General features: G+C 47.0%; 19 protein-coding genes. 9 read left to right on the forward strand and 10 right to left on the reverse strand.

Going from position 1 to position 20,519, the window contains the following annotated elements:
- Position 1: 1 nt before the first annotated feature.
- Positions 2 to 1,459 (reverse strand): MFS transporter, encoded by a 1,458-nt coding sequence (locus tag H6F73_RS21075; RefSeq protein ID WP_242072586.1) that lies wholly within the window; start codon positions 1,457 to 1,459, stop codon positions 2 to 4.
- A 924-nt stretch (positions 1,460 to 2,383) separates the two neighbouring features.
- Between H6F73_RS21075 and H6F73_RS27085 the strand changes: the two genes are divergently transcribed.
- From H6F73_RS27085 to guaA, 3 genes are all read left to right on the forward strand, one after another.
- Complete coding sequence (locus H6F73_RS27085) at positions 2,384 to 2,506, forward strand: hypothetical protein (RefSeq protein ID WP_277882632.1); 123 nt, start codon at positions 2,384 to 2,386, stop codon at positions 2,504 to 2,506.
- Between the two features lie 95 nt (positions 2,507 to 2,601).
- Entirely contained in the window at positions 2,602 to 3,753 is a 1,152-nt protein-coding gene (gene cbiD, locus H6F73_RS21080) for a cobalt-precorrin-5B (C(1))-methyltransferase CbiD (protein ID WP_190760732.1), read from the forward strand.
- A gap of 153 nt (positions 3,754 to 3,906) precedes the next feature.
- Complete coding sequence (gene guaA, locus H6F73_RS21085) at positions 3,907 to 5,538, forward strand: glutamine-hydrolyzing GMP synthase (protein ID WP_190760733.1); 1,632 nt, start codon at positions 3,907 to 3,909, stop codon at positions 5,536 to 5,538.
- A gap of 389 nt (positions 5,539 to 5,927) precedes the next feature.
- Here the strand turns inward: guaA and H6F73_RS21090 are convergent, their stop codons facing one another.
- Positions 5,928 to 6,836: a cation diffusion facilitator family transporter gene (locus H6F73_RS21090; RefSeq protein ID WP_190760734.1), complete on the reverse strand. Its 909-nt coding sequence runs from the start codon at positions 6,834 to 6,836 to the stop codon at positions 5,928 to 5,930.
- 237 nt (positions 6,837 to 7,073) lie between these two features.
- Here H6F73_RS21090 and H6F73_RS21095 point away from each other — a divergent pair, with 237 nt between their 5' ends.
- Positions 7,074 to 7,430, forward strand: a complete 357-nt coding sequence (locus tag H6F73_RS21095; RefSeq protein ID WP_190760735.1) for a hypothetical protein — start codon at positions 7,074 to 7,076, stop codon at positions 7,428 to 7,430.
- 147 nt (positions 7,431 to 7,577) lie between these two features.
- On the forward strand, positions 7,578 to 7,961 hold the full coding sequence (locus H6F73_RS21100) for a hypothetical protein (RefSeq protein ID WP_190760736.1): 384 nt from the start codon (positions 7,578 to 7,580) through the stop codon (positions 7,959 to 7,961).
- Between the two features lie 151 nt (positions 7,962 to 8,112).
- On the opposite strand, the gene H6F73_RS21105 is transcribed toward H6F73_RS21100, so the two are convergent.
- The 4 genes from H6F73_RS21105 to H6F73_RS21120 all read right to left on the reverse strand — a co-directional run bounded on the left by H6F73_RS21105 (position 8,113) and on the right by H6F73_RS21120 (position 11,197).
- Complete coding sequence (locus tag H6F73_RS21105; RefSeq protein ID WP_190760737.1) at positions 8,113 to 8,337, reverse strand: DUF4327 family protein; 225 nt, start codon at positions 8,335 to 8,337, stop codon at positions 8,113 to 8,115.
- A gap of 368 nt (positions 8,338 to 8,705) precedes the next feature.
- On the reverse strand, positions 8,706 to 10,340 hold the full coding sequence (locus H6F73_RS21110) for a glycoside hydrolase family 3 N-terminal domain-containing protein (protein ID WP_347239589.1): 1,635 nt from the start codon (positions 10,338 to 10,340) through the stop codon (positions 8,706 to 8,708).
- A gap of 8 nt (positions 10,341 to 10,348) precedes the next feature.
- A complete protein-coding gene (gene rbfA, locus H6F73_RS21115; protein WP_190760738.1) occupies positions 10,349 to 10,837 on the reverse strand; it encodes a 30S ribosome-binding factor RbfA in 489 nt (162 codons plus the stop codon).
- A gap of 147 nt (positions 10,838 to 10,984) precedes the next feature.
- Positions 10,985 to 11,197 carry a DUF751 family protein gene (locus tag H6F73_RS21120; protein ID WP_190760739.1) on the reverse strand — a complete coding sequence of 71 codons (213 nt, stop codon included), beginning with the start codon at positions 11,195 to 11,197 and terminating at the stop codon, positions 10,985 to 10,987.
- A 283-nt stretch (positions 11,198 to 11,480) separates the two neighbouring features.
- On the opposite strand from H6F73_RS21120, the gene H6F73_RS21125 reads away from it, so the two are divergent.
- From H6F73_RS21125 to H6F73_RS21135, 3 genes are all read left to right on the forward strand, one after another.
- On the forward strand, positions 11,481 to 12,308 hold the full coding sequence (locus tag H6F73_RS21125) for a DNA adenine methylase (RefSeq protein ID WP_190760740.1): 828 nt from the start codon (positions 11,481 to 11,483) through the stop codon (positions 12,306 to 12,308).
- Positions 12,309 to 12,674: 366 nt separating this feature from the next.
- Positions 12,675 to 13,397 (forward strand): Crp/Fnr family transcriptional regulator, encoded by a 723-nt coding sequence (locus H6F73_RS21130; RefSeq protein WP_190760741.1) that lies wholly within the window; start codon positions 12,675 to 12,677, stop codon positions 13,395 to 13,397.
- Between the two features lie 174 nt (positions 13,398 to 13,571).
- A complete protein-coding gene (locus H6F73_RS21135; protein WP_190760742.1) occupies positions 13,572 to 14,021 on the forward strand; it encodes a response regulator in 450 nt (149 codons plus the stop codon).
- Here H6F73_RS21135 and H6F73_RS21140 read toward each other — a convergent pair.
- Positions 14,010 to 14,939: a metallophosphoesterase gene (locus tag H6F73_RS21140; RefSeq protein WP_190760743.1), complete on the reverse strand. Its 930-nt coding sequence runs from the start codon at positions 14,937 to 14,939 to the stop codon at positions 14,010 to 14,012. The genes H6F73_RS21135 and H6F73_RS21140 overlap by 12 nt on opposite strands.
- Positions 14,940 to 16,112: 1,173 nt before the next feature.
- Here H6F73_RS21140 and H6F73_RS21145 point away from each other — a divergent pair.
- Entirely contained in the window at positions 16,113 to 16,955 is an 843-nt protein-coding gene (locus H6F73_RS21145) for a hypothetical protein (protein WP_190760744.1), read from the forward strand.
- Between the two features lie 84 nt (positions 16,956 to 17,039).
- Here the strand turns inward: H6F73_RS21145 and H6F73_RS21150 are convergent, their stop codons facing one another.
- The 3 genes from H6F73_RS21150 to ftsH4 all read right to left on the reverse strand — a co-directional run bounded on the left by H6F73_RS21150 (position 17,040) and on the right by ftsH4 (position 20,471).
- Complete coding sequence (locus H6F73_RS21150; protein WP_190760745.1) at positions 17,040 to 17,738, reverse strand: N-acetylmannosamine-6-phosphate 2-epimerase; 699 nt, start codon at positions 17,736 to 17,738, stop codon at positions 17,040 to 17,042.
- A gap of 217 nt (positions 17,739 to 17,955) precedes the next feature.
- Entirely contained in the window at positions 17,956 to 18,381 is a 426-nt protein-coding gene (locus H6F73_RS21155; RefSeq protein ID WP_190760746.1) for a hypothetical protein, read from the reverse strand.
- Between the two features lie 206 nt (positions 18,382 to 18,587).
- The gene (gene ftsH4 / locus H6F73_RS21160) at positions 18,588 to 20,471 is read right to left on the reverse strand and encodes an ATP-dependent zinc metalloprotease FtsH4 (protein WP_190760747.1); all 1,884 of its coding nucleotides are present in this window, start codon (positions 20,469 to 20,471) and stop codon (positions 18,588 to 18,590) included.
- Positions 20,472 to 20,519: the final 48 nt, after the last annotated feature.

Genomic DNA, 20,519 nt, shown 5'->3' on the forward strand with positions numbered 1-20,519 from the left:
CCTAGTCCCTTTCTGAGGTTTGCGAGATCGCCATAGAACCGGCTACAGGAATTGCGGCTAAAACCGGCACCCTTTGCGGCTTTAACGGTAAGAAATTACGAATAAGCTGGCCCAGTGAAAGACTACGACGCTCTTGGACAAACAGCAAAGGCACAATGGCTACCAGTCGCAGGACGGCTGAGAGGGCAAATAAGCCGGTTAAACCACCGACTGCCGGGATCTCGGCAAGAAAGCCGCCGACTGTAGTTCCCAACGCACCCGTCACACCGGCAACGGCTGCGGCAATGGCAAAGTATGTAGACGGCTGCCGCTTCGGCGCGATTTCCATCTGAATATTATTGCTACACAGGTCAATTGCCGCCCAAGTTCCGCCACCCAGCGCGTGCAGCAGTGGCAACAACAACCAAAGAGACAGAGGATTGTTGCTGGTGCCTACCCAGAGTAAAGGCGTCACTCCCACTAAAATCCCCACTAAAAGCAGGATGGGCCGGTTGCCCAGCCGATCTGCCAATTTACCCCAAAGCATCAGCATCAGCAGGTTCGCCCCAGCGCTAAAGCTGTTAAAAATCGTTACCCAACTCACATCCAAGCCTAAATCTTTCAGCAGGTAGAGATTGAAAAACGGGCTGCTGAGATTAACCGCAAACGTCCAAAAGCCAAAGTAAAGCAGAAACGTTAAGAAATTGGTGTCTTTGAGGAGTGTAGCGAAGTTTTTTGTCTCTGTCTCTCCTTCTTCCCCCGTCTCCGCCTTTTGAGGGTTTTCCTGCTGCTGGGGGTTAACATCTGCCATGAAACACTGGCACCCCAGACTGATCAATCCGGCTATAACTGCGACAGATAAAGCGACTCCATAGCCTTGAATTGTACCGCCGGCCCATGCAGATACGACGATTCCCATCAGCGGCACGCCCAGCAGTGTTGTCAAGCTGCCGGCACTGTTGCGAAAGCCAAAATACCGTCCCCGCAGCTTGTGGGGAACTAATACGCTCATCCAGCTTAGCCAGGAGGCGCTGCCGAGTGCTGAGAGCAAATTAGCGGCAAAGACAATAAACAGTGTCCCTTGCAGCAGCAGGTGCCGGTCTGCGTGAGACCAACTAGCAAACCCGATCCCCACCACTAACATCAGCCACAGCAGCCTTGAGCAGCCAAACATTAGCAAGTTATACCGGCTGCGACTTGTTTGCCGGTCTGCTAAATAGGCTCCCACCGGCTGCAGAAAGTTCATCACCATCGGCAGCGCACACAGCAAGCCGATTTCCCAACTCGTCGCACCTAACTGCAGCGTGAAGTCTGTTAGCAACACGCCGGTGGTGGCTGCGCCAAAAATGTTGGAAAAAACACTATCAAACGTTGAAGCTTTTAAGCTAGAACGTATTGCCTGCTTGGAAATCCCCTTTTGCTCCCCCGCCGGTTCGCAAGTGCTGAGCACTTCGCAAGGCACTATGGAGTCGGAAATCATCGTTTCTGAAATCTCCGGCTTTGAGAGAGAAAGTGATTCAACAGGAGCAAAATCCACCACGGTTCTGAGCATATGGGAATTGGCAACCTTTTGATATAAGTTGGGGTTGATGGCTGAGTGTTGCTGAGTGAAAGGGTAATTTGCTGAAACTGTTTTGTCTCATGGCTTTTACTGCTCAAACAAAACTCAAAATCCGTGCATTCAAAATCTTGGAAGTTAAGCGAGGAATGAAGCCAACCCCACCTTCAATAAGCAAGTATCGAAGGCGAGGCTAGCGTTACCGGGTAATTCTCTGAAAGTAAAGGGTGAGGTAGTGCGAGCACATCCATCAGCGGGGAGATATATCTCAATATATTGAGACAAAACTACATAATTTGTCCGGGCGTTGCTATGCAATTTGCGATCATCTACATTGCTTATTGACATTAAGACGAAGATATGCAGCTTATAGGTGTATTCTTCTTAGAATGCCCAATCAATGCCGGCTAATCTCAATGAATTGATAGGAACTGCAAATAGCCGAGATAAAAGCCTACGCCGCCCTCTTCCTTTGGCTGTAAAAAAGCAAGCTTGAGCAGCGGTTAACTTTGATGGTTGAGTCTGCCAGAAGATAGGAAAAGCAACTGAACTATTGCCTACAAGAAATTCTGATAGGGGTTGAGGAACATTTGGCAATAATTTCCCAAGGGATTGATGTGTGGAATAATTGGATGCCAAAGAATCCTGTAAGGAAGTCAAGCTGAGCAAGGCAAACCTCACAGATGCGTATTTACACGATTGAAATACCAAACCGGCAGGGGTTGACAATTGGTAAATGGGGGAAATTTTTGCCACGGATTGAAAATTACAGGAAGCAAAGCAGTTGAATCTGAAGAGAGCGCTACTACTTAGGGTGAACCGGCAATTGCAGGGGATAATCGGAAAGTGTCTCAGTTGATGTATCTGCTGCTCAATCCTGAAAAACTTTCTGATGTCATCAAAGCGTTCGCTTTTACGCTTCCCCTAATTCTAACTCGTCTTTTCCCAGCCGGCGCAAGGCAATTTTAACAACTAGATAAATAGGAAAAGTGTATTTTAATTTTTAATATAAATTTATCGCTCTGTCTGGCTGAAATTATCACATCAATTAACACAATTGCCTGATGAATATCTCTAAACCCCGCTCTGGATATACGCTGCCGGTGTTTGCTTGTGCGGCTGCCCTCGCTGCATTACACCGGCTTAAAAACGCTTTGCAACCGATCCCCTCAGTATCAATCGATTTAATTGAGCCGGCTGAAACAGTAGAAATTTCGATTGAACAGGTTGCCGGTATTAAAGAAGGGATGGCATTAGCTATTACGCGCAGCGATCCCGGCGATAATCTTGACCTAACACGCAATACGCCGATTTGGGCAATGGTAGAATTCCAAAACCGGCAGAACTCTTGTCAACAAAATCTTAGTGATTCCGAATCACAAATCATTATCCAAGGAGGCGAAGGAATTGGCCGGCAAATGAACGCCAATGAGCAACCGGCAATCTATGCCTATGCGCGGCGGTTGCTACAAGAAAACCTAAGCCGGCATTTGCAAGCCGGGGAAAAAATTACCGTCACAATTATTTTGCCAGAAGGCCGGCAGCTAGCTACGCGCACTTCCAATGAAGCCTTTGGCGTGATTGAAGGACTCTCGCTGCTGGGAACCTCCGCTATCTCTCAACCTTTAAGCGCCCCAGGACAACTTGACGCCTACTGCGAAGAACTGCGACAAAAAGCTTGCAATTTTGATAATTTAGTGCTTTGTGTTGGAGAAAATGGATTAGATTTAGCTAAAAGTTTAGGCGTTAATCCAGAACAGCTCGTGAAGACGGCTAACTGGTTAGGGCCAATTCTGGCACTTGCCGGCACCGTGGGACTGAAATCGCTCTTATTATTTGGCTATCACGGCAAACTGATCAAACTAGCCGGTGGAATCTTTCATACCCACCACCACTTAGCCGACGGACGCCTAGAGATTCTTTGCGCTCATTGTGGGAATTTAGGGTTGCCGGCGCAGGATTTACAAGCAATTTTTAATTGTGCCACCGCAGAAGACGCGCTGCAATATCTTCGGGCTTTGGATCAAACTGCCGGCACTGATTGGGTCAACTTAGTTTATCGTGCAATCGCCCAAAAAATTGACCAGCGTTCACAGGATTACATCCGCAATCATACAGAAGCCGGTGTTCTCGTCGGTTGCGTTATGTTTGACCGCAAACGTCAAATCATTGTTAAAAGCGATTTAGGTGCTTCATTACTAGCAAAATTTTGTTAGTGTAGTTTAAATCCATAGAATGAACTCTATAGATAAGCAATTCACAAGATGCCATCAGCCTTAAGTATTCATGGCTAAATGCCGGCTTGCGAAGGGTTGATTGCTGATTGTTGAGTCAATCCAAAATCCACGCATCTAAAGTCTAAAATCAGCATGACCCTGCCAACACAAACCCAACACCCCTCAGAGGCGCTCTCTTCAGGAGAGACGGAAGAAGAAGCGTTTGTAAATCGCCAAATGCTCGTAATTCTGGACTTTGGTTCTCAATATTCGGAATTAATCGCTCGCCGCATTCGTGAGACGCAAGTTTATTCGGAAGTTTTATCTTACCGCACCACCGCTGAACAGTTGCGCCGGTTGAATCCTAAAGGAATTATTCTTTCTGGGGGACCGAGTTCCGTTTATGATGCCGGTGCTCCCCATTGTGACCCAGAAATTTGGAACTTGGGCGTGCCGGTTCTCGGTGTCTGCTACGGAATGCAATTAATGGTGCAGCAGTTAGGCGGCGAAGTCGAACGTGCCAAACGAGCTGAATATGGAAAAGCCTCCTTATTAATAGACGATCCCACAGATTTACTAACCAATGTGGACGATGGCACCACCATGTGGATGAGTCATGGAGATTCTGTGACAAAACTGCCAGATGGGTTTAAAGTGCTCGCTCACACCGGCAATACATCCTGTGCCGCTGTTGCTCACCACGATAAAAAGTTTTACGGCGTGCAGTTCCATCCAGAGGTGGTACATTCCATAGGCGGTTTGGCTTTAATTCGCAACTTTGTTTACCACATCTGCGAGTGCGAACCGACTTGGACAACAGAAGCGTTTGTTGAAGAAGCCATTCGAGAAATTCAGGCAAAAGTCGGCGATAAACGAGTGCTGCTGGCGCTATCGGGAGGCGTTGATTCATCCACCCTGGCTTTCTTGCTGCACCGGGCAATTGGAGATCAGCTCACTTGTATGTTCATCGATCAAGGCTTTATGCGTAAGTATGAGCCAGAACGGTTGGTGAAGCTGTTCAAAGAGCAATTTCACATTGATGTAGAGTATGTGAATGCCCGCGAGCGTTTCCTTTCACAAATTGCCGGTGTCACCGATCCGGAGAAAAAACGCAAGATAATTGGGCACGAATTTATTCAGGTATTTGAAGAAGAGTCTAAACGCCTCGGCCCTTTTGATTATCTGGCACAAGGCACTCTTTATCCAGATGTGATTGAGTCGGCTGATACGAACGTTGATCCCAAAACCGGCGAACGGGTGGCGGTGAAAATTAAGAGTCATCACAATGTCGGCGGTTTGCCAAAAGATTTGCGCTTTAAATTAGTTGAACCGCTGCGGAAACTATTTAAGGATGAAGTGCGTAAAGTTGGGCGATCTATTGGCTTACCCGAAGAAATTGTACGCCGGCATCCTTTCCCCGGCCCAGGTTTGGCTATTCGCATTTTGGGTGAAGTGACGGCAGAACGGTTAAATATTTTGCGAGATGCCGATTACGTTGTCCGCCAAGAAATTAATCAGCGGGGATTGTATCACGAATTCTGGCAGGCTTTTGCGGTGCTGTTACCGATTCGCAGTGTCGGTGTTATGGGTGATCAGCGCACCTATGCTTACCCGATTGTTTTGCGATTAATTTCTAGTGAAGATGGCATGACGGCTGACTGGTCCCGTGTGCCTTACGATCTACTGGAAACGCTTTCTAACCGAATTGTTAATGAGGTTAAAGGCGTGAACCGCGTGGTTTACGATATTACTTCTAAGCCGCCTGGAACCATTGAATGGGAGTAGATTGCCAATAGCAACCGGCTTTTATTTTAAAAATTGATTGCTCTAGGATGTCCGATGGGTACAGGGTTAGCTTTGCTCAACCCAACCTCCCCTTGGGTCGCCTTCCTTTCTAAAATTGGGATGACGAGAGGAATTAAAGCAGTCAGAGATGTTTCTCTCCCGCTTCTAATCTCCCCGTCTCCCTTTCGATCTACGTCGGGATTTAAACACGTAAGTCTTGCTTGAGAGAAATGGCTGCCGGCACTGCTGAGCCGGTTAAAGTCGGATTAATGATTAGGAAGTTTGCTCTTAACCTTCCTATTAACTTTTGTGGAAAACTCCCCAAAAATCTGTGGAAAACTCCCCCTTTCTGTGGAAAACTTAGGGAAATTTTCCTCAACTGCCGGCAACTAATTTGGCTCAGATTCAGATTTATAGGTGATATTTTCAGACTGGTAAGCCGGCGGCTCGATATGAATCATAACTCGCACCGGGTTGTAACGTTCTTGCAGGCGAGTTTCGACTTCTTCTGTGATTTGGTGAGCGGTTTCCACATCCTCGGCATTGACAATCATGTGCATTTCAATAAACACCTGCCGGCCTACTATGCCACGAGAAGCAATTTCATGACAATTAATCACTCCTGGTACTTGCATGACAATGGCATGAATGGCTTCAGGGGCAATTGCCATTTCATCAACCAGCCAGGGGAGATTATCTTTAATGACTTCCCAGCCACTGCGAAATACTAACAGCGCGACGGGAAACGCCAGCAGAATATCGAGCCACATTACCCCCTGCCAGACACCGATTAAACCGGCAATAACAAGAATTGTCACCCAAACATCGCTCATGGTGTGTTTGGCGTCTGCAATCAAAATACTGCTGCCAATGCGCTGCCCGACATTGCGCTCATAATAGGTGACAAAAATATTGATGCCCAGCACAAGTAACAGCAACCACAGTTCTGAGGGAGAAATGTTCACCGGCTTGCCACCGTTGAGTAGCCGATCAACTGCCCCTTGGAGAATTTCAAAGCAGGCAATGCCTAAAAACGCGGCAATTCCCAGTGCTCCCACCCCGTCAAATTTCTGATGTCCGTAAGGGTGATCCCGATCTGGTGTGGGAGAGGCTAATTGGTTGGTCACCAGTCCTAATATATTGTTGGCGCTGTCGGTGACGCTATGCAAAGCATCGGCTAGTAAGCTAAGAGAGCCGGTGAGGAATCCCACCCCTGCTTTGATCGTCATCACCACCAAATTTAGCAGCAGGGTAATGATTAAAACTTTGCGAATTTCGGCGCGGTTATCTTCTAACATAAAGTTGTCTGATTCACCATTAAGTTCTATGTCATTTAGTGTAGAGCTTAATAGCTAAAAAGTTTCCAATCTGTTATGGGGTAAGGCTTTTAATGTTTGTAAGTTGCCAATGGGAAGACATTTTCCTGACACAATTGATCAATTATGCTCAACCGCTCATCTGAGATTTCAAAAATGCTTTCCCTAATGCGACGCTATCTTTTAGCATTAAGAGCAGGATCTTAAATTTGATAGCCCATGTCTGTTTCCCAACTAAAATTGAATCTCGTTGAAGGTTCTGTCTCCTTTAGCTTTAGCCCCCAAGCGGCGCGAGAGTTGCAAGGGGCACTGGCAGAATTAATGCTTAAACTCAAGGCTGTAGCCACTAAGACAGCCGTGGGGGGTGGCGGCAAACCTAGCCCTCAGAAACCGATGGAATATCAGCACGCCGGCGAGGTGTTTTTAGAAATTTTCTGCAACCCGAATATTTGGCCCAGTCCGTTTGCGGCGAAAGTTTTAATTACGCTGCGCGATGAGCGCATTCGCTTGACGACTGAAGCTGAACTGACTCGCACCCTTGAGGATGTTAACCAGTTTCTGGAGCAAGTGGGTTAAATTTTGGGGACGCGTCAAGGATCGGGGGATGGGGATATGCCGGCACCTTTGGAAACCGCCCCACACTCGCAGATAATGCCAGTGGGTAGCCGAAGCGACATCATTAGCTGTATTGTGTTCCAATCGTTTTGAAGCGATTTTTAACGAATGAACCCAGATAATTTAACTGAGTTACTGCAAAAAGGATTTCGCGTCACCTTGGGCGCTACAGGTGCCTTAGTTGAAAGTCTGCAAGACTCCCAAAAACGCGATGAAAATCTTTCTAAGATGCAATCAGATTTCGGTAAACTAACTGAGGAGTGGGCGGACAAAGGCGCGGTGACTGAGCTGGAGGCCCGAAATTTCGTGGATGCTCTCTGGACTCAACAGGCAAACAGCGAAACAACGGCGGCAGGAGATGCCACCGTTACGACAAGCGCCGAGTCAGTTACCGAACCTGATGTTCAGGCAGATGTTGAGGCGCTGACGGCACAACTTGCGGCGCTTCGAGCTGAGCTGGAAAATCTCAAGTCCTCGGACTCTAACGGGTGAAGTGTGTGGGTTGCCAGAGTGTAACCTTAAATCCCCTTGAAAACATAAAGTGCTCGTTAGATATCTAATCGAGCACTCACAATGCCTATGTTATGGGCGGTTTGTCAACCGGCAAACAAGTCCTTGAGGCACCGCAGCGCCGATTTAATTTTTAATCGTTGTCCCAGACTTCACGACCCATGAGGTCGCCAATCCGGTCTCTTAGTAAGAAGTTGCATCTTTCTAACTCGTTTTCTACGCAGGCCCACTCACGCGCCGGTATATACTGGCACAGGCTGTAAATGGGTTGCTGCCGGCTGACGATACCTTTACTTACGAGTTCGCGAGCTTCGTCTTTTATGACATCGATGGAATATTGAACGGTAGACAAATTCATATTTATCCTTTCAATCTTGATTTACAAACTAGCAGGGATAGACAGTGAAAACCACTAACGTGTGATGAAATATCTAGTAACAGGAGGTAAACACTCCCTTCTTGATATAGTAATCCTAAATTTGTATCTACATATACTGAATCCTTCCTATTTTCAGGCTAAGTACCCCTGAATTAGGTTAAATAATTATTAAGAATTTGCCAAAAAAGGGGCTTAGTAAGCGGAGTCTGCGATTATATCCCTTACTATGCCGTCATTCTGTCGCTGACTGAAGCGTTAAAAAATTTTTTGGGTTGATCGGGCTGAGTGTTCCTCCTGCCACTAAGAATTATGTAAGTTACAAAGATTTGGATACCGGCTCCGCCAGATCAGAAAGTTTGGGAGAGAGAAAAGGAATGACCAAACAAAGTTTCTAGAGCAAGTGCTTGGGCGGGGATCGTTTGTCCGTAAGAAAACACGTAAGTTATTTCTTTTGGTAGATCCGCTGAGAGCTGTTTTAATGCATAAGGACTACCGTAAACTACTAATGCCTGTAGTTGCCCGGATTGTAATAATTTTTTAAACCAAGCGAGTGCTGCCTCAGTAACCTGGGCGCTACTGCGGAAGGGATTGCCGCGAATGAAGATTTGCAGCAATGTGGGGTGAGAGTCGCCTGTCTCTAAATCCTTGAGCAGAAAATCGCTGTTGCGGTCACAGATTCTCAGTTGATAGCCCAGCTGTTTGGGGAAGTCGATGGCCGGCGCGTGGTGGCCCAAAACATCGCTGAGAAGGATGTCATCAAGGATGATCAAGTTGCGTAATTTGTCCTTTTTGTCCACCGGCAAAGGCAAAGATCCACCGGCTTGCATTGAATCCTGCAAGATATTTGCTGAAGCGCTAATGGCTGCCGGTGTGGCGAGGAGACTGAGTGCTGACTCCTGAGTGGTGGGATGATTTTGTGCGGATTGTTCGTAAATTTTCCGCTTGGCTTGCCAAATTCGCTCGACGGAGGCGCGAATTCGTTCTGGGGAAATGCGACCGGCTGCAACGGCATCACACACGGCTTTGATCGCATTCGCGGGATCAAGCGGCATCAGCAGAATATCGGCACCGGCTTCTAAAGCTAAAATTGGGGCTTCGTTAGGGCCATATTCATTGGCGATGGCACCCATCACCAAGGCGTCCGTGACAATTAAGCCATTAAATCCTAATTTTTCTCGCAACTGGCCGGTCAATATTTGATGGGACAGGGTTGCCGGTTTCTCAGCGTCCCAGCATTTAATTACCAAATGAGCGCTCATGACTGCATCGACGCCGGCAGCTATGGCAGCGGCAAAAGGCGGCAACTCAATTTCTGCCAGTCTATCGCTGCTATGGGGCAACACCGGCAGTTCTAGATGAGAATCAACCGCTGTGTCGCCATGTCCGGGAAAATGCTTGGCGGTGGTTAAAACCGGCCACTGCTGAGCACCGCGAATAAAGGCACTTGCCAGCCGGCTCACCGTTGCCGGTGTTTCACCAAATGAGCGGACATTAATCACCGGGTTGTCGGGATTATTGTTCACATCCACCACCGGCGCAAGCACCCAGTTAAAGCCGAGAGCGACCGCTTCTTGGGCGGTGAAGGCTCCCATTGCTTCCGCGTAGCCTTCCGCTTTAACCGCGTCTTTGCCGGCAATGGCACCGAGGGCCATCGGTGGCGGAAACCAAGTGGCCCCGTCAAATCGTTGGCCCGTGCCTTCTTCGATATCAGAGGCGAGCAGCAGGGGAATTTTAGACCAAGATTGCAGCTGTTGAGTTCGTAAAATCAGATCGCCGCTGTTTCCCACCGGCAACAGCACACCTCCGACACCGAGGTTAGCGATTAAGTGTTTGAGGTGTGCTGCCGTTGGTTCCCATTCCGGATAACGAATTTGGTGATCAAACAGGTAGCCTGACGCCCGAATTACGAACATTTGAGCCACCTGTTCCTCTAAGGAGAGGGTTTCCACGTCAGGCAGCGCTGCTTTGGAATTAAAATTCACCAAATCTGTTAATCCTCTTCTGCCGAAATAATATAGAAGTCTTCGTCGCCGTCGGTTTCTGAAAGATCGTTGCCTTCATCGCCGTCGGTTTCTGAAAGATCGTTGCCTTCATCGCCGTTGATTTCTAAAAGATCGTCGGGTTTGCGATCGCTGCTGATCTGATTAATCAGCGATAGGATACGATCGCCGCGTTCTAAAGAGCGATCTTCTAAAAACACAACTTCTGGCGTGCGGCGTAGGCGCACTCTATGGCCCAGTTCGCTACGGACAAAGCCGGTTGCAGACTTCAAGCCGGCCATTGTTTCGGCTCTGGCCTCTGTGGTGCCGTAGATGCTGACGAAGATTTTAGCGTGTTGCAGGTCGCCGGAAACGTCAACATCTGTAACGGTAACCATGCCGGCACCCACGCGGTCATCTTTAATATCGTTTAGCAACATCAGGCTAACTTCGCGTTTGATTTGGGAAGCCACGCGGGAAACTCGACGATCGGTAGCCATAATTTCAACCTTTTTAATGCAGTATGCGCTTTTGCTTTTTGTCAGTTACCTGATGTCAGTTGTGTTCGGTTATGGGTTATTTGCCTGCCGGCAAAAGACACAGGAGGAATGACAAAAGGCAAAAACCTCTGAGTGCTAACCTCTAGTCTAGACTGGACTCAGCCCCAGCATGGCTCGCAGGGTCAAACTGACAAAAATTGCACCCGACACCAATAATGCCACAATGGCAATCGCCGTGACAGGTCGCTTTAGCAGCGGTTTCAACCATTCAAACAAGAAGAAAAATATCCCCAGGATGATGGTGATAAAGTATCGGGGGTAGCGAGAGACGTTCGTCCAAAAATCATCAAATACGACCATATTAAGAGCGGCTAACACGAGCTGCTAAGAGTCACTGCTCTTTAACTGGTAACATTTGTTGGCGAGTTCGACAAGTTCATGGGAGTGCTTAGTCCTGAGTGCTGAGTCCTGAGTGGGAGAGTGAGGGAGTCGAGGAGTGAAAGAGGGGGAGAAGGGAGTGCGGGTTTTTGGGTGAGTAGCCTTGGACTTGGCAGCCGGTGAATTGTTCTGGACGCGGCTAGGTCAGGTTCTTTATGTTAACTTTAAATGTCTTAGCTGCTGGCTCTCTCTATTTTTATCGCTCATGTTAACGCACGATTTCAAGACAATTTCTCCCCGTCCTTTTTTAAAATGGGCTGGGGGCAAAGGTAAGCTGATTCAGCAGTATATTCCTTATTTTCCCACAGAATTTAAAACTTATTATGAACCTTTTTTGGGTGGTGGAGCTGTTTTTTTTCACCTGTTGCCGGCTTCCTCTATTTTAACAGATATTAATCCTGAATTAATTAATGCTTATCGTTGTGTGCGAGATCAGGTAGAGTTAGTTATTTCACTTTTGGAAAATCATCAATCCAGACACAACAAAGAATATTATTATGAAGTGCGTTCTCGTGCTGGCAATTCTGACGTTGAAAGGGCGGCTCGTTTAATTTATCTCAATAAAACTTGTTTTAACGGACTTTACCGAGAAAATTCTAAGGGCGCGTTTAATGTTCCGATGGGAAACTATAAAAATCCCACAATTTGTAATGCCGATCTGCTGCGCTCGGTTTCAGCCGCGCTGAAAACTGCTCAAATCGAAGTCAGACCTTTTGATGCTGTTCTTAATTTTGCTAAAACAAGCAAAGATTTTGTTTATTTTGATCCGCCTTATTATCCTTTAAGCCCAACCAGTAATTTTACGGCATACAGTCGTCATGCTTTTACTGAAGCTGACCAAATTAAATTGAAAGATATTTTTACGAAATTGGCAAGCTTGGGCGTAAAGGTGATGCTGTCTAATTCAGATTGTTTGTTTATTCGAGAACTGTATAAAGATTTCCATATTCACACGATATCAGCTGCAAGGGCGATTAATTCAAAGGGAAGTAAGCGCGGAAAGATTGCTGAAGTTCTTGTGACTTCTTATTAAAATAAGTGTCTAACTGGCGAAAATCCGAGGAAAGCGAACGCAACGATGAGCGTTTAGCGAACAACTCGCTAAAAAGTTTATTTTTTCTACAGTCAGCAACAATTAGGCCGGCTTAAATCTTTAATGGCAAATTCTAAATTAATAAGTTTTGCAGTTAAGTTTGCTTATCTCCATCTGTACGCTATCGTACATACAAACTAGATAAAATAGTTAGACGGAATGCAAACTTAATCTGTTACGATTGGATTGAATAAAAGGAAATTTAGTCTTTTTTTTCCTGCCAAATCGTTTTTGACATTGGCAGCGTTTTCTGCATTGCGTTGCTAATGTCCTCACTTTTTTTATAAGGACTTGGTCAAGAGAGCTATGCCTGTATCTAAAGATTCCGGAAGATCGGAAAATCAACTGCTTGCGGCGCTGCCGGCCCAAGAGTACGAACGCCTAGTTCCTCACTTGGAAAAAGTTGCTCTCAACAACCACCAAGTGCTGTACGAACCTTTCGAGCCCATTGATTTTGTCTATTTTCCCGTTCAAGGAGTGGTTTCTTTGCTCTACACAATGGAAGACGGCTCAACTGTCGAAGTTGGAATCGTTGGAGCGGAAGGAATGGTTGGTATTCCCGTAATTTTGGGAGGCATAAAAACGACGAACCAAGCTCTTGTGCAAGTTCCCGGCTCTGCGATGCGGCTTAAGGCAAGCGTGCTGAAAAGTGAATTTGAACGGGCAGGTGTGCTGCAAACTTTGCTGCTGCGATACGCGCAAGCGCTGTTGAGTTTGGCGTCGCAGTCGGCTGCTTGTAACCGGCTTCATACCCTAGAGGAACGACTTGCGCGGTGGCTGCTGTTAGTCCAGAATCGGCTACAATCGGACGAGTTGCCGCTCACGCAAGAATATATCTCGCAAATGTTAGGCACACGTCGATCCGGTGTAACGGTGGCAGCCGGCACTCTTCAAGAGGCGGGAATTATCTCTTACAAACGCGGTAAGATTACCATCCTTAACCAAGAAAACTTGGAAGCCACGGCCTGCGAGTGTTATCGAGTGATCACCAGGGAGTTTGGGCGGCTATTGAATGCTGATCATGGTTAAATTCTTAAGAAATTCCGGTTAAATTCCCGTTTATGTCCGAAAGCGCACTGACAACTTCGGGCATGGGATTTTATTCTTAAAGGATCTAGAAATAGGCGTTAACGGATCTTGTAGTAGCAATGGTCGTTTATTCCTTTGCTAGGAGAAGCTCTTGCGTATATGGGAGTTCCATCCATGCTTAATAAATCTCTATCGCTGGACGGTCTGCGGTTGCTCGTTGTTGATGACGACCCTGATACGATATGTTTGCTCACCCTTCTGTTTGAAGCCGAGGGAGCAGAACTGATCGCAGCAAATTCAGCCAGTGAAGCACTACAAGCACTGAAATATTTTAAGGCAGATGTCTTAATCAGCGATATTAAGTTGCCAGAAGAAGACGGCTACGCTCTGATATCCAAAATCAGGAGTCTTGATGCTGAGCGAGGCGGAAACATTCCAGCCATTGCGGTGAGTGGCTATGTCAGGGAGGAAGATAGCGAACAGGCACTCTCAGCCGGTTATCACGCCCACCTACCTAAGCCGGTCAATCTAGATGAGTTAATCGAAGTTGTGACGACCCTTGCTGCCCGAAATGGGGTATTAGTCGGAATGGATGCCGGTGCTGAATTCCCCTTAGCTGTTTAATAAAATAATTCCTTGATCGAAAATTTGATTATTTTTATCTATTCCACTGAGCAATATGTGTGTGGGATAGATATCAATGGCGGCAAAACTTAGCTTACTGACAGAATGAGCCGTTACTTCAGAATGACCAACCGGCCTGGTTCCTGCGCCGGCACCACACGTTAAATAAGTTGTGCCTTTAACAACTTGGGTGCGTTCATAATTGTGATCATGGCCGTTGATGTAAAGACGGACGTTATATTTCTCAAAAAGAGGCCGTAAGATTTGCTTTAATTTCTTACTGCTGCCATGTAAGCCGGCAGAATAAACGGGATGATGACCAAATACAATTTTCCAAGGGGCATCGCTGGCGCTAAGTTCTTTTTCTAACCAGGGAAGTTGCGTTTTCCAATCTGCGTTGTAATTGGTATCTAACGCAAAAAATTGGATGGAATCGCGGCGAAATGTATAGTAGCGCCCAGACATATTGAAACCGGCATATTTCACTTGAGGGGTGCCATTATCGGTGGCAATATCGTGATTGCCGAGACAGGCTTGAAATTTCACTCCTGCATCAAGCAAGGGCTGATAAGGTTTTTCAAAAACAGCCTCAATTTTTTGAATTTCACCAGTGTCGTAAATATTGTCGCCGGCAAGAATTGCTAAATCAAAGGGGTGTTGCTGATGGTAGCGAGTCATCGCCTTAGCAACAACATATTGTCCGCGAGTGCCGGTGCCGGTGTCTGCCAGGGAAACAAAGCGAAAAATTGGCCGGCTGAGGCGTAAAGAGGCGATTGTCGCCGCTTCTTCTGCAGTGGCAGTAATGGCATAGCCAGCCGCACTTTGGGCAGTGTGTCCCTGAAGGGTTTTGCCTAGCGCAGCTAACCCAAAGCCGGTGAGGCTGCTGAAAATTAGAAACTGACGGCGTGTAATGCTCATGGTGGGCTAGATTTGACAATAAGACAAACGGCTAAGATATTCGATTTTACTTTCTGTGGGCTTGCCGTGCCGGGAAAGTGAGCCGGTGATAGCGCCTGAAAGCCACTTGAATCCCTATCAGGGATTGAAACTTGAAAATTTTGATGGTGGCGCTGATACCCATTGGGGTAACCTTGAAATCTAGGTGAATCCCTATCAGGGATTGAAATGTTTAGGTAGTGTGCTATCGCGATCTTTTGAAATATAAGGTAAAAGCTTAGAGTGTGGCAGGCGGATACTGGCGATCTGTCCTGAACTAAAACACAAAGCACTATAGCGGTTCCCGATTAGATGAGATACAGACTCACAGCCAAAAGGCTTTGTAATACCAAGCTCTGGGTTACCTCATTCGAGTAAGAACCGCTATAAACCAATGACAGTTTCTCAAGTGCTCATTAATTGATTCGTCAGCATCCTAGAACCCCGTGGATCTTGTTTATCAAATCGTTCAATGCTGTTAAAGAACCACCTATAAGCGCAATATGGGCCCCTAATGTAGCAGCTATAGTCTCTAGGCTGGCTCCTGTCATAATGAGTGGTATGATTATACTAGCAGCGCCTACAAACCCAACACCCGCACTCGCAACAACCACTCCTGAACCAGCAATTAGACTAACGATTATTCCAATTTTCCACAATGTAGGTTCGGCACAGCTACTTCCAACCTGTCCAACAACAAATTGAGTGATTTCAGGCAATGGGATAAAGTAGATAATCTCCATACTGGCTCTAAGAATTAAAACTACACTTTAGGTTTCCCACTTCATTCAAATATCTAACATTAGTTTAAAGCTGAATCATTGACTGTTCAATTTCAAGCACTGCCGCCACTAAGAACTTGCGGCATAACTAGATAGCGGCTCTTACTCGAATGAGGTAACCCAGAGCTTGGTATTACAAAGCCTTTTGGCTGTGAGTCTATATCTCATCTAATCGAGAACCGCTATATATTCTATTCGCCTAGTGACAGAAACCGGCACAAAAGGGTTTTCTGGGGATGCCGGTAAACTCTGCCACTTCAGTTGTCCGGTGCGCCCAGGTGATTTTTATCCTAGAATGCCCATAAAATGAGGGGTGAACACAGGGAAAGCGGTTCCTTGAATCCCTCAACGGGATTGAAAAAAGGGAGATCACATGACCGAAAATCAGCCAAACCCCCCAGAGTCAGCACAACCTCAACCTCAAGCGCCTGCGCCCCAAGCTTCAGACGCACCGGCAGCAAAAGGGTTGCAACCCCAGAAGCCATCGTTACTCAAAACGCTCAGTATTAACACTCTGCGAGGCACAATCGGGGTGCTAGAAAAGGCGGTGGCAAAACTGGAGGCACCCCCCCCAGCACAGCCTCAGCCTTCTGTGCTGGATAAAGTTCGCCCCGTACTCCTCAGCCTCTGGAATGGCTGGGTGGTTGTGCTGGATACGATTCGCTCTTTTTTACCGGCATCCCTGAGTCAAAAGTTGCCCAACTGGGGTTTAACCGGCACAATCGCCGGACTTCTGGCGCTGGTAATTTGGACGGGATCTGCCCTATTCTCCGAAAAACCCCCAGAAGTTGCCAAACTTCCCACCGGAGGCGTCCCCACACCCCCAGAATTGAGCGCACCCTCAGCGCCGGTGCCGGTGGAACCTGTCCCCGAACCCACGCCGGAATTAACACCAGAACAGCGTTTAATTGCATCGATTCAGCAGCAAGTTACGGAAGTTACTACTGAATATGCCGAGGGGTTAATTCAGTCGATAGAAGCGAATTTTCAGGGCAGTCTTTTGGTGGTCAAAGTTAGTGATGATTGGTATAACCTGAAGAATGGGCGTCAAGATAAGTTGGCGAAGGAAATGCTACAACGGGCGAAGGATTTAGATTTTAGCCGGCTGAAAATTACGGATTCTCAAAGTATTGTGGTTGCCCGGAGTCCGGTTATTGGCCCAGATATGGTGATTTTGAAGCGACGGGTTACGAGTCCTGAATCTTTAGCGAGTTGATTTTTTAACCGCAGATAAACGCAGATAAACGCAGATGATAGCGCAGATAATTGCGCGGGTGCCGGCAGGTTTCGGCAGATCAGGTTAGTTTAGGTTAAATAAGGCTGATTTATACGCTTTAACCTGGAGATCAATGCCGGTGATTGCGGTGCCAACAACGACGGCATAAGCACCTAAATCAAGGGCTTGTTTTGCCATTTCTGGCGAGGCAATTCCACCTTCACAAATTGCCGGCACTCTCACCTTTTCTACGATTTCAGCAAGCAAGTTAAATCCTGGGGGTGTTTGGTTTTGAGTGATGCCGGTGTAACCATAAAGTGTCGTTCCCACAATTCCTGCGCCGGCATCTGCTGCGGCGATTGCTGCTTCAATTGCATCCACATCTGCCATCACCGGCACGTTTAATTCTTGGTTAATCCGGTAAATTAATTCACCCACGGCTTCTGGGCGATTTCTCAAAGTTGCGTCAATCGCAATAATATCTGCGCCGGCATCTGCAATGGCTGCCGCGTGTTCAAATAGGGGCGTAATATAAACGTCATATCCCGGCACTTGTTGCTTCCACAATCCGATGATTGGAATGCCGGCACCTAAACGTTCTCGTACTGCTTTAACGTGTGCGGGAGTATCAATTCGGATGCCGGCAGCGCCTTGATTGATCGCTGCTTGTGCCATTGCTGCAATGACTTGAGGATCGTGTAAGGGTGAGTCTGCCGGTGCTTGGCAGGACACAATTAGTCCTCGGTTAAGTAATTCTATGGGGTTTACAAAATTAGCAGACATGGCAACAATTAGCGGCAAATATTTTTATAGTTTACCGCATTTCCTGTATTTTTTTATAAACCACAGATGCACACAGATAAACACAGATGGTTTAGAAATATTTTTAGTTTGGTAGTCGATTAAGGTTTCTAAAAGGTGATGGTTAGGAGATTGATGATTTCTCTAAGTTTTGCTTAAAAAGGTTCGTTGGGTGCGTAACTCACGCACCCGAATGATATTACGGCTGAGGGGCAACTCCTTTTTCTTCCATGCAGCGCTTAAACTCGACTTCTGCTACCGTTGTTTGATCACTGTTTCCTTGTAGTGCGCCGGCAAGCCGGTCATTTCCCATTTTATCCAGGGGTTTATCTGGCTTGGCAACCTTATTTTTATTACTTTTATTCAGGTATTGTTTGCAATCTTCAACCGCATCAATTCGTTGACCCCTTGCTTGAGAAACCGCAGAGTCTCCCTGAGTCAAATCCTCCTTGGGTTGCAAGGCGGTGTGCGCCCCATCTGCGTAGTAAATATTGCTGTCAAAATTCAGATTCGGCATTGCCCACGCTGAGAAAGCCGGCAAGCTGAATAGCCAGAAGAAGCCGGCTAGCACTCCAGTCACAATGGTGCGACTAAATAACTGAAAACCTCGGTTCGGGTTAATCATTATCTCATTCCTTTGCTCAAAAGTTTGTGTATCCTCTGATATGTTATTCAAGCTTTAGCTCAAGCCAATGTGCCTTGAGAAAGATTTTTAATCTTCTAAAAATGAGAATGATGAGTTGCAGAGAAAAATCCCAAAATCCCAACTTCTATCAAATAAAAAAAACAGAGCCGGCATTGCCGGCCCTGCTATCTTAGAAATCGAATAACTTAAACGCTAATCGGCACCTTGCCATCAGCAGATTCAGGAGAACGTACTTGATTCAACAAATCTTGCAGAATCTCGCCCTCAATCACCTCTGTCTCTAAAATTTGAGAGGCAATTCTCTCCAGTAACTCCCGGTTGTTCTTCAAGATATTCAAAGCGTGCTCGTGGGCACTTTCTACAATTTCCTTGACCTCGCTATCAATGGCTTTTGCGGTTTCATCGCTAACCATGCGGCGGGGGTTCATTGCACCATCCCCTAGGAAGCTCGTCTGCTGCCCCTTATCATAAGCCAGAGGGCCAAGAACCTTGCTCATTCCGTAAGCAGTCACCATCCGTTCTGCTAAGTCAGTGGCGCGTTGCAAGTCATTAGAGGCACCTGTGGTGATGCTGCCAAAGACAACTTCTTCTGCGGAACGTCCACCCAAAAGTGTGGCAATTTGACCGCGCAATTCTGCTTCATCCATTAAGAAGCGATCTTCAGTTGGCAGTTGCAATGTGTAGCCTAAAGCTGCCATCCCACGCGGCACAATAGAGATTTTTGCAACTTTATTGCCACCTGGCATTAACGCACCGACTAAGGCGTGACCCACTTCATGATAGGCAACAATCTTTTTCTCTTTTTCGTTGAGGACGCGGCTTTTCTTCTCTAAACCGGCAACAACGCGCTCAATGGCTTCAGCAAAGTCTTCTTGGGCAACGGTTTCGCGGCGATTACGTGCAGCAAGCAAAGCGGCTTCATTGACCAAATTTGCCAAATCTGCGCCGGCAAACCCAGGGGTGCGAGTGGCGATTGCTTTGAGGTCGATATCTGGCCCTAATTTCACTTTTTGGGCATAGATATTTAAGATCTCCAAGCGACCCGATAAATCTGGACGATCTACCAACACTTGCCGGTCAAACCGGCCTGGACGTAACAACGCAGGGTCAAGGGTTTCCGGACGGTTGGTTGCAGCCAGAACGATGACTGTTGCATCGCCGGCAGAAAAACCATCCATTTCTGTTAGCAACTGGTTTAAGGTTTGTTCTCGCTCATCGTTGCCGCCGTACATACCAGAACTGCTGCGGGATTTACCAATCGCATCAAGTTCATCGATAAACACAATGCAGGGCGCTTTCTTTTTCGCCTGCTCAAATAAATCGCGTACACGCGCCGCGCCGGCACCGACAAACAGTTCGACAAATTCAGATCCAGAGATGCTGAAGAAAGGCACGCCGGCTTCCCCTGCCACCGCTTTCGCTAGCAAAGTTTTACCCGTCCCAGGAGGGCCAACCAACAGCACACCCTTGGGAATTCGTGCCCCAATTTGGGTAAAGCGTTGGGGAGTTTTCAGGAATTCAACGATTTCCACTAATTCAGTTTTGGCTTCTTCTACGCCGGCGACATCAGCAAAGGTAATTTTTGCAGCTTCGCCTTCGACGTAAACTTTCGCCTTGCTTTTATTAATTGAAAGTGCGCCTTGCGGGCCACCATTGCGACCGATGAAAAACTGCCAAATCGCAACAAAAATCAGTGGCGGAACCACCCAACCTAAAATATTGCTGAACCAGCCATTTTTGGGCGGCGGTGTGGCGGCAAATTCTACGCCTTTTTCTTCAAGGCGTTTGGGTAATTCTAAATCCAGTACCGGCGTTGTCGCCAACACTGCTGGGGGTTGGTCACCTTCCGCTTTAAGCTGGTAGCGGATTTGGTTTTGGCCCACAGAAACTCGTGCAACTTCTCCGTCTTCTACCTGATCGATAAATAAGCTGTAGGGCACCTGTGGAATTTTGGGGCCAAAAAATTGCGGCACAAATATGTTGGCCAGCAAGAACAACCCAGACACCAGTAATAGAATATTGCCAATCTGGCGAGAGCGAGGGGGTTGTGGCTTGTCTTTGATACTCATGGATGTCAGCGTTCCTTTGATTGAAGTTTGAGAAATCGTTGGGGCGGG

Source organism: Microcoleus sp. FACHB-68, from assembly GCF_014695715.1.
Classification (GTDB): Bacteria; Cyanobacteriota; Cyanobacteriia; order Cyanobacteriales; family Oscillatoriaceae; genus FACHB-68.